At 75.8% G+C, this 6000-nt stretch carries 4 protein-coding genes; 1 reads left to right on the top strand and 3 read right to left on the bottom strand.

Annotation, left to right across the window (positions count from 1 at the left end; genetic code table 11):
• Positions 1–37: 37 nt before the first annotated feature.
• Both HCN52_RS06340 and HCN52_RS06335 read right to left on the bottom strand, forming a co-directional pair.
• The gene (locus tag HCN52_RS06340; RefSeq protein ID WP_168087365.1) at positions 38–925 is read right to left on the bottom strand and encodes a class I SAM-dependent methyltransferase; all 888 of its coding nucleotides are present in this window, start codon (positions 923–925) and stop codon (positions 38–40) included.
• A gap of 139 nt (positions 926–1064) precedes the next feature.
• Positions 1065–1349, bottom strand: coding sequence for a hypothetical protein (locus HCN52_RS06335; RefSeq protein ID WP_168087364.1), 285 nt, complete (start codon positions 1347–1349; stop codon positions 1065–1067).
• Positions 1350–1566: 217 nt separating this feature from the next.
• Between HCN52_RS06335 and HCN52_RS06330 the strand changes: the two genes are divergently transcribed.
• Complete coding sequence (locus HCN52_RS06330) at positions 1567–4023, top strand: heavy metal translocating P-type ATPase (RefSeq protein ID WP_168087363.1); 2457 nt, start codon at positions 1567–1569, stop codon at positions 4021–4023.
• Between the two features lie 123 nt (positions 4024–4146).
• On the opposite strand, the gene HCN52_RS06325 is transcribed toward HCN52_RS06330, so the two are convergent.
• A complete protein-coding gene (locus tag HCN52_RS06325; protein WP_168087362.1) occupies positions 4147–5862 on the bottom strand; it encodes an ABC-F family ATP-binding cassette domain-containing protein in 1716 nt (571 codons plus the stop codon).
• Positions 5863–6000: the final 138 nt, after the last annotated feature.

Here is a 6000-nt window from a genome sequence, read left to right as displayed (position 1 = left end):
GGGCGGTACCGCGCCGCCCGCCGTCGGTGGCTCCCGGTCAGCCGTCGGGGTGCCCGGGGTCGGGTCCGTCCGCCTGCGCGGGGCCGTCGTGCCCGGTGGCGGGCCGGCCGACGCCCGGGCGGTCGGGCGTCCGTGAGGTGCGGCCGGTGGCCGGTCGGGTCACGCGGATCTTCGACTGCCCGTGCGGCAGCTCCTCCCAGTCGGTCATGAAGGCGGCTTCCAGCCCGTGCGAGGCCGCGAGCGCCGTCAGCGTCTCGGTGCGGTAGTAGAAGTCCTCCCGCAGCACCTGGTGCTCGCGCCCCTCGGTCCGGTCGAAGGTGAAGTCGAACCAGCCGCCGGGTCGCAGCACCCGCCCGACGTGGGCGAGGCACTGGTCGATGACTCCGGGCGGCGAGTGCGAGAAGACGCTGTGGGCGTGCACCACGTCGAAGTGCGCGTCCGGCAGGAAGTCGAAGGTGAGGTCGTCGGTCAGCGTGAGGTGGGGCAGCTTGGCCTGGAGGCCGCGCTCGACCAGCGTCCGCTTGGCGTGGACCAGGATGTCGGGCGAGATGTCGATGCCGTAGTAGTGCCCGCTGTCGAGGTGGTCGATGAACCGCCAGCCGGCGCGCAGGTTGCCGCAGCCGACCTCCAGCATGCGGTGCTCCGGCCGCAGGCCGTGGGCGAGCAGGTAGTCGAACTGCATCGCGCCGAGGGCGAGCCACCGTTCGTCGTTCCTGCTGCCGACGGCGGCGCGGGGGTCGCGGGCCGCGTCCGAGGCCATGACGGCGCGGTAGTAGGCCACGTGGTCGCGGTGGCGGGCCCGCAACCAGAGGTCGCGGGCGGTCCGTCGGACGTGGGGGGCGATGCGCCCGGGATGACGTGCGGCGTAGCGCAGTTTGTGCCCGAGCTCCGCGCGGTTGCGCGTCGGGTCGGCGTGAGGCGACATCGGCGTCTCCCTCCGGGATGGGCCGAACGTACCGCCGGTCGCACCCCCGCTCAACCGGGGTGTGCCGTTCGGTGGCCGGCCCGGGAGGCGGGGCGCGGGGGCGCTGCGCGGTGCCGGCCGGTGCCGGACGGACCGCCGGTCAGCCGTGGTCGTGGCCGTCGCCCGACCCGTCGCCCGGCCCGTGGGGGCCGTCCTCGTGCCCGGCGCCGTCGTGGGGGTCGCGGGGGTCGCCGTCCTCGCCGTGGCTGCCCGGGGTCTCCACTGGCGGCGGGGCGGCGGGCTCGGTGAGGGTGCCGACGGTGAAGGCGGTGCCGAAGGCGGCCGCCAGGGCAGCGGCGAACGCCGCCATCCGCAGCGCTGCGCTGCCGCCGCTGTCGCCGGTGAACCGGGCGCGGAGTCCTCGGCTGGTGCGTCCGGTGGTCACGTGGCCTCCTGGTCGGGGGTGCGGTTTCTCCCGTGCCCCGGCCGGGGCACGGGAGCAAGGCGCGGCAGCGCTGCCCGGAATACCCCCATAGGGTATCTGCTTCCGACGGTGCGATCCAGGGTCGGCACGGTTGCATCCTGTACCCCATGGGGGTATACCGGAGGGGGTGATACCCCGGCAGGGTATCCAGTCGTCGCAGTGTGGAGGAGACGGGACGATGACCACGGCCCCCGGGACGGTCACCGAGGTGGAGCTGACCATCGGCGGTATGACCTGCGCCGCCTGCGCCGTCCGGATCGAAAAGAAGCTCAACCGCATGGACGGGGTCACCGCCACGGTCAACTACGCCACGGAGAAGGCGCGGGCGACCGTCCCCGACGGCACCGCCGTCGCGGACCTCGTGGCGACCGTCGAGGCGGCGGGGTACACCGCCGCGCCGCCGGCTCCGCCGCGCCCGGCGTCCGGCGGCGGCCCCGCGGACCACGGCGACCCCGCCGAGCACGGGGCCTACGGCGGTCACAGCGCCGAACCGCCCGGCCGGGACGCCGTCGCCCTGCTGCGGCACCGGATGCTCGTCACCTGGGCGCTGGCGCTCCCGGTGATCGTCCTCGCCATGGTGCCCGCCTGGCAGTTCGAGTACTGGCAGTGGCTGTCGCTGACCCTGGCGGCGCCTGCCGTCGTCTGGGGCGGCTGGCAGTTCCACCGCGCCGCCTGGACCAACGCCCGCCACGGCACCGCGACGATGGACACCCTGATCTCCGTCGGCACCACGGCCGCCACCCTGTGGTCGGTCTGGGCGCTGTTCCTCGGCACCGCCGGGCAGCCCGGCATGACCCACGGCTTCGAACTGACCATCGCCCGCACCGACGCCGCCGGCAACATCTATCTCGAAGTCGCCGCCGGCGTCATCGCCTTCATCCTCACCGGCCGCTACGTGGAGGCCCGCACCAAGCGGAAGGCGGGCGCCGCGCTGCGGGCCCTGCTGGAGCTGGGGGCGCGCGACGCGGTCGTGCTGCGCGACGGCCGCGAACTCCGCGTCCCCGTCGAACAGCTGGCCGTGGGCGATCACTTCGTCGTCCGTCCGGGTGAGACCGTCGCCACCGACGGCCGGGTGCTGCGCGGTGAGTCGGCGGTCGACGTCTCGATGCTCACAGGGGAGTCGGTACCCGTCGAGGTCGCCCCGGGCGCCGGCGTCACCGGCGCCACCGTCAACACCTCCGGGCGGCTGGTGGTCGAGGCGACCCGCGTCGGTGCCGACACCCAACTGGCGCGCATGGCGAAGCTGGTGGAGGACGCGCAGTCCGGCAAGGCGGCGGTGCAGCGGCTCGCGGACCGGGTCTCGGCGGTCTTCGTGCCGACGGTGATCGGGATCGCCGTCGCCGCGTTCGGCTTCTGGCTCGGCAACGGCGCGGGCGTCGCCGCCGCGTTCAGCGCGGCGGTGGCCGTCCTGATCATCGCCTGCCCGTGCGCCCTCGGCCTCGCCACCCCGACCGCCCTGATGGTCGGCACCGGCCGCGGCGCCCAGCTGGGCATCCTCATCAAGGGCCCGGAGGTGCTGGAGAACACCCGCCGGGTGGACACGATCGTGCTGGACAAGACCGGCACCGTCACCACCGGCCGCATGACGCTGGTCGCCGTCCGCACCGAAGCCGGCGACGAGCAGGCCGAGCAGGAGGCGCTGCGGCTGGCCGGGGCGCTGGAGCACGCCTCCGAGCACCCCGTCGCCCGCGCTGTCGCGGCGGGCGCCGAGGAGCGGATCGGCGGGCCGCTGCCCGAGGTCGACTCCTTCGGCAGCCTCGCCGGTCTCGGCGTCCGGGGCGAGGTCGAGGGCCGCACCGTGACCGTCGGTCGCGCCCGGCTCCTCGCCGAGTCGGGGCTGGAGGTGCCCGCCCCGCTGGCCCGACTGGCCGACGAGGCGCAGCAGCGCGGGGCGACCGCGGTGCTCGTCGGCTGGGACGGCCGTGCCCGCGCCGTGCTGGAGGTGGCGGACGCCGTCAAGGACACCAGCGCCGAGGCGATCCGCCGCCTGCGGGCGCTCGGCCTGACGCCGGTGCTGCTGACCGGGGACAACCGCGCCGTCGCCGCGGCGGTCGCGGCCGAGGTCGGCATCGACGAGGTCGTCGCCGAGGTCATGCCCGAGGAGAAGGTCGCGGTGGTCCGCCGCCTCCAGGCGGAGGGACGGACGGTCGCCATGGTCGGCGACGGCGTCAACGACGCGGCGGCGCTCGCCACCGCGGACCTCGGCCTGGCGATGGGCACCGGGACCGACGCCGCCATGGAGGCCGGCGACCTGACCCTGGTCCGCGGCGACCTGCTGGCCGCCGCCGACGCCATCCGGCTGTCGCGGAAGACGCTGTTCACCATCAAGACCAACCTGGTCTGGGCGTTCGGCTACAACACCGCGGCGATCCCCGTCGCCGCCGCCGGGCTGCTCAACCCGATGCTGGCCGGCGCGGCGATGGCGTTCTCCTCCGTGTCGGTCGTCCTCAACAGCCTCCGGCTGCGTGCCTTCCGCGCGGCCGGGGAGGGGACCACCGGACCCCGGCGTCCCGCCGGGCCGTCGTGCACGGAACCGCCGGCCGACCCGGGCGGCGCGGCCGGCGGCGCCGACTCCGCCACCGACGACGCGGCGTGGGACCTCACCCGCGAGCACAGCGGCGCGCCCCGGCGCTGACCACGGTTCGGCCGGCAGGGGCCGGCGCCGGCAGGTGCCGAGCGGCACCGCCCACCGACCGGCACTGACCGCCGGGCCCCTGCGCCGCTCGTGCGCCGCGCCCGCCCCCGCCGACCCGGTCGGTCACGGCTCCCCGTCGTCCTCGGCGCCTCCCACCCCGGCGGCCGCCGCGCCGACCCCGTCCGTCCGGCCGCCCCCGGCGAGCAGCGCGTGGATCTCGTCGGGGCCGCTCTCCACCAGTGACTCGTCGACCAGCACCCAGCGGGTGACGCCCACCGCCGCCAGGAACGCCAGGTCGTGGCCGGCGATCAGCAGCGCCCCCCGGTAGGAGGCGAGCGCCTCCGTGAGCCGCCGCACGCTCGCCAGGTCGAGGTTGTTCGTCGGCTCGTCCAGCATCAGCAGCTGCGGCGCGGGCGAGGCCAGCAGCATGGCGGCGAGCGACGCGCGGAACCGCTCCCCGCCGGAGAGGGTTCCCGCGAGCTGCTCGGCGCGGGCCCCGCGGAACAGGAAGCGGGCGAGCTGCCGCCGGATCTCGTTGTCCGGTACGCCGGGCGCGACCGCCGCCACGTTCTCCGCGATGCTCAACCCGTCGTCCAGCACGTCCAGGCGCTGCGGCAGGAACCGCAGCGGCACGTGCGCGCGGACCTGCCCGGCCTCCGGTGCCAGCGTCCCGGCGACGGTCCGCAGCAGCGAGGTCTTGCCGGCACCGTTGCGGCCGACCAGCGCGATCCGTTCCGGGCCGTGGACGCGCAGGTCGCCATGGCGCAGCCGTCCGTGGGGCAGCCGCAGCCCCTCGACGGTCAGCACGGTCCGGCCGGCGGGGACCTCGGTCTGCGGCAGGTCGACCCGGATCGCGGCGTCCGCGCGGACCGCGTCGGCGGCCTCCTCGCGGCGTTCGCGGGCCTCGTCCAGCCGGTCCTCGTGCAGCCCGCGCAGCTTGCCCGCCGACTCCTGCGCCGCCCGTTTGCGGTTGCCGGCGACGATGCGGGGCGCCCGTCGCTCGGCCTGCATCCTGCGGCTGTTGCGCTCCCGGCGGGCGATCTTGATGCGGGATTCCTCCAACTCCTTCTTCTGGCGCCGCACGTCGGCGTCGGCCACCCGCAGCAGCCGCTCCGCGGTCTCCTGCTGGGCGGCGACCGCCTCCTCGTAGGCGGTCCAGCCGCCGCCGTACCAGGTGACCTCGCCGGACCGCAGCTCCGCGATGCGGTCGACGCGCTCCAGCAGCTCCCGGTCGTGGCTCACCACGACGAGGACGCCGCTGCGCCAGGTGTCGACGGCCTCGTGGAGCCGGCGGCGCGCGAACAGGTCGAGGTTGTTGGTGGGCTCGTCCAGGAGCAGCACGTCCGGCCGGCCCAGCAGCAGCGCGGCCAGCCGGACCAGCACCGTCTCGCCGCCGGACATCTCGCCGACCCTGCGGTCCAGGCCGAGGTGGTCCAGGCCGAGGGAGCCGAGCGTCGCCAGCGCGCGCTCCTCGACGTCCCAGTCCTCGCCGACCGTCTCGAAGTGCGCCGGGTCGACGTCCCCCGACTCGATGGCGCGGACCGCGGCCCGCTGCTCGGCGATGCCGAGCGCCTCCTCGACGCGGAGCCCGGTGTCGAGGGTGATGTTCTGCGGCAGCAGCGCCAGGCTGCCGGTGACGCCGATCGAGCCGCTCTCCGGCCGCAGCAGGCCGGCGAACAGCTTCAGCAGGGTGGACTTGCCGCTGCCGTTGGCGCCCACGAGGCCGGTGCGGCCGCGCGGCACGGTCATCGACAGGTCGTCCAGGACCGGTGTGCCGTCGGCGAACCGGAAGGTCAGGGCGGAGCAGGTCAGGGCGGGGCCCGTCGGGGTGTGGGACATGGGTCACTCGCAGTCGTCGACGCTGGTCGGGGGGCTCGTCTGCGAGCACCGTGCGGCGGCGACCGGGCCGACTCGGGGAGCGGCGGATCAGGTGCGGGACGTCGTCCGGCTCCGTTCCCGACCGGGCGACGGCCGGGG

It is taken from the genome of Streptomyces bohaiensis (assembly GCF_012033785.1).
Taxonomy (GTDB): Bacteria; Actinomycetota; Actinomycetes; order Streptomycetales; family Streptomycetaceae; genus Streptomyces; species Streptomyces bohaiensis.
This window is presented reverse-complemented; position numbering and strand designations above follow the sequence as displayed.

Excerpts from the sequence above, each read along its gene's own strand:
- HCN52_RS06330 (WP_168087363.1), top strand. The coding sequence starts at position 1,567 with ATGACCACGGCCCCCGGGACGGTCACCGAGGTGGAGCTGACCATCGGC.
- HCN52_RS06325 (WP_168087362.1), bottom strand. The coding sequence starts at position 5,862 with ATGTCCCACACCCCGACGGGCCCCGCCCTGACCTGCTCCGCCCTGACC.
- HCN52_RS06340 (WP_168087365.1), bottom strand. The coding sequence starts at position 925 with ATGTCGCCTCACGCCGACCCGACGCGCAACCGCGCGGAGCTCGGGCAC.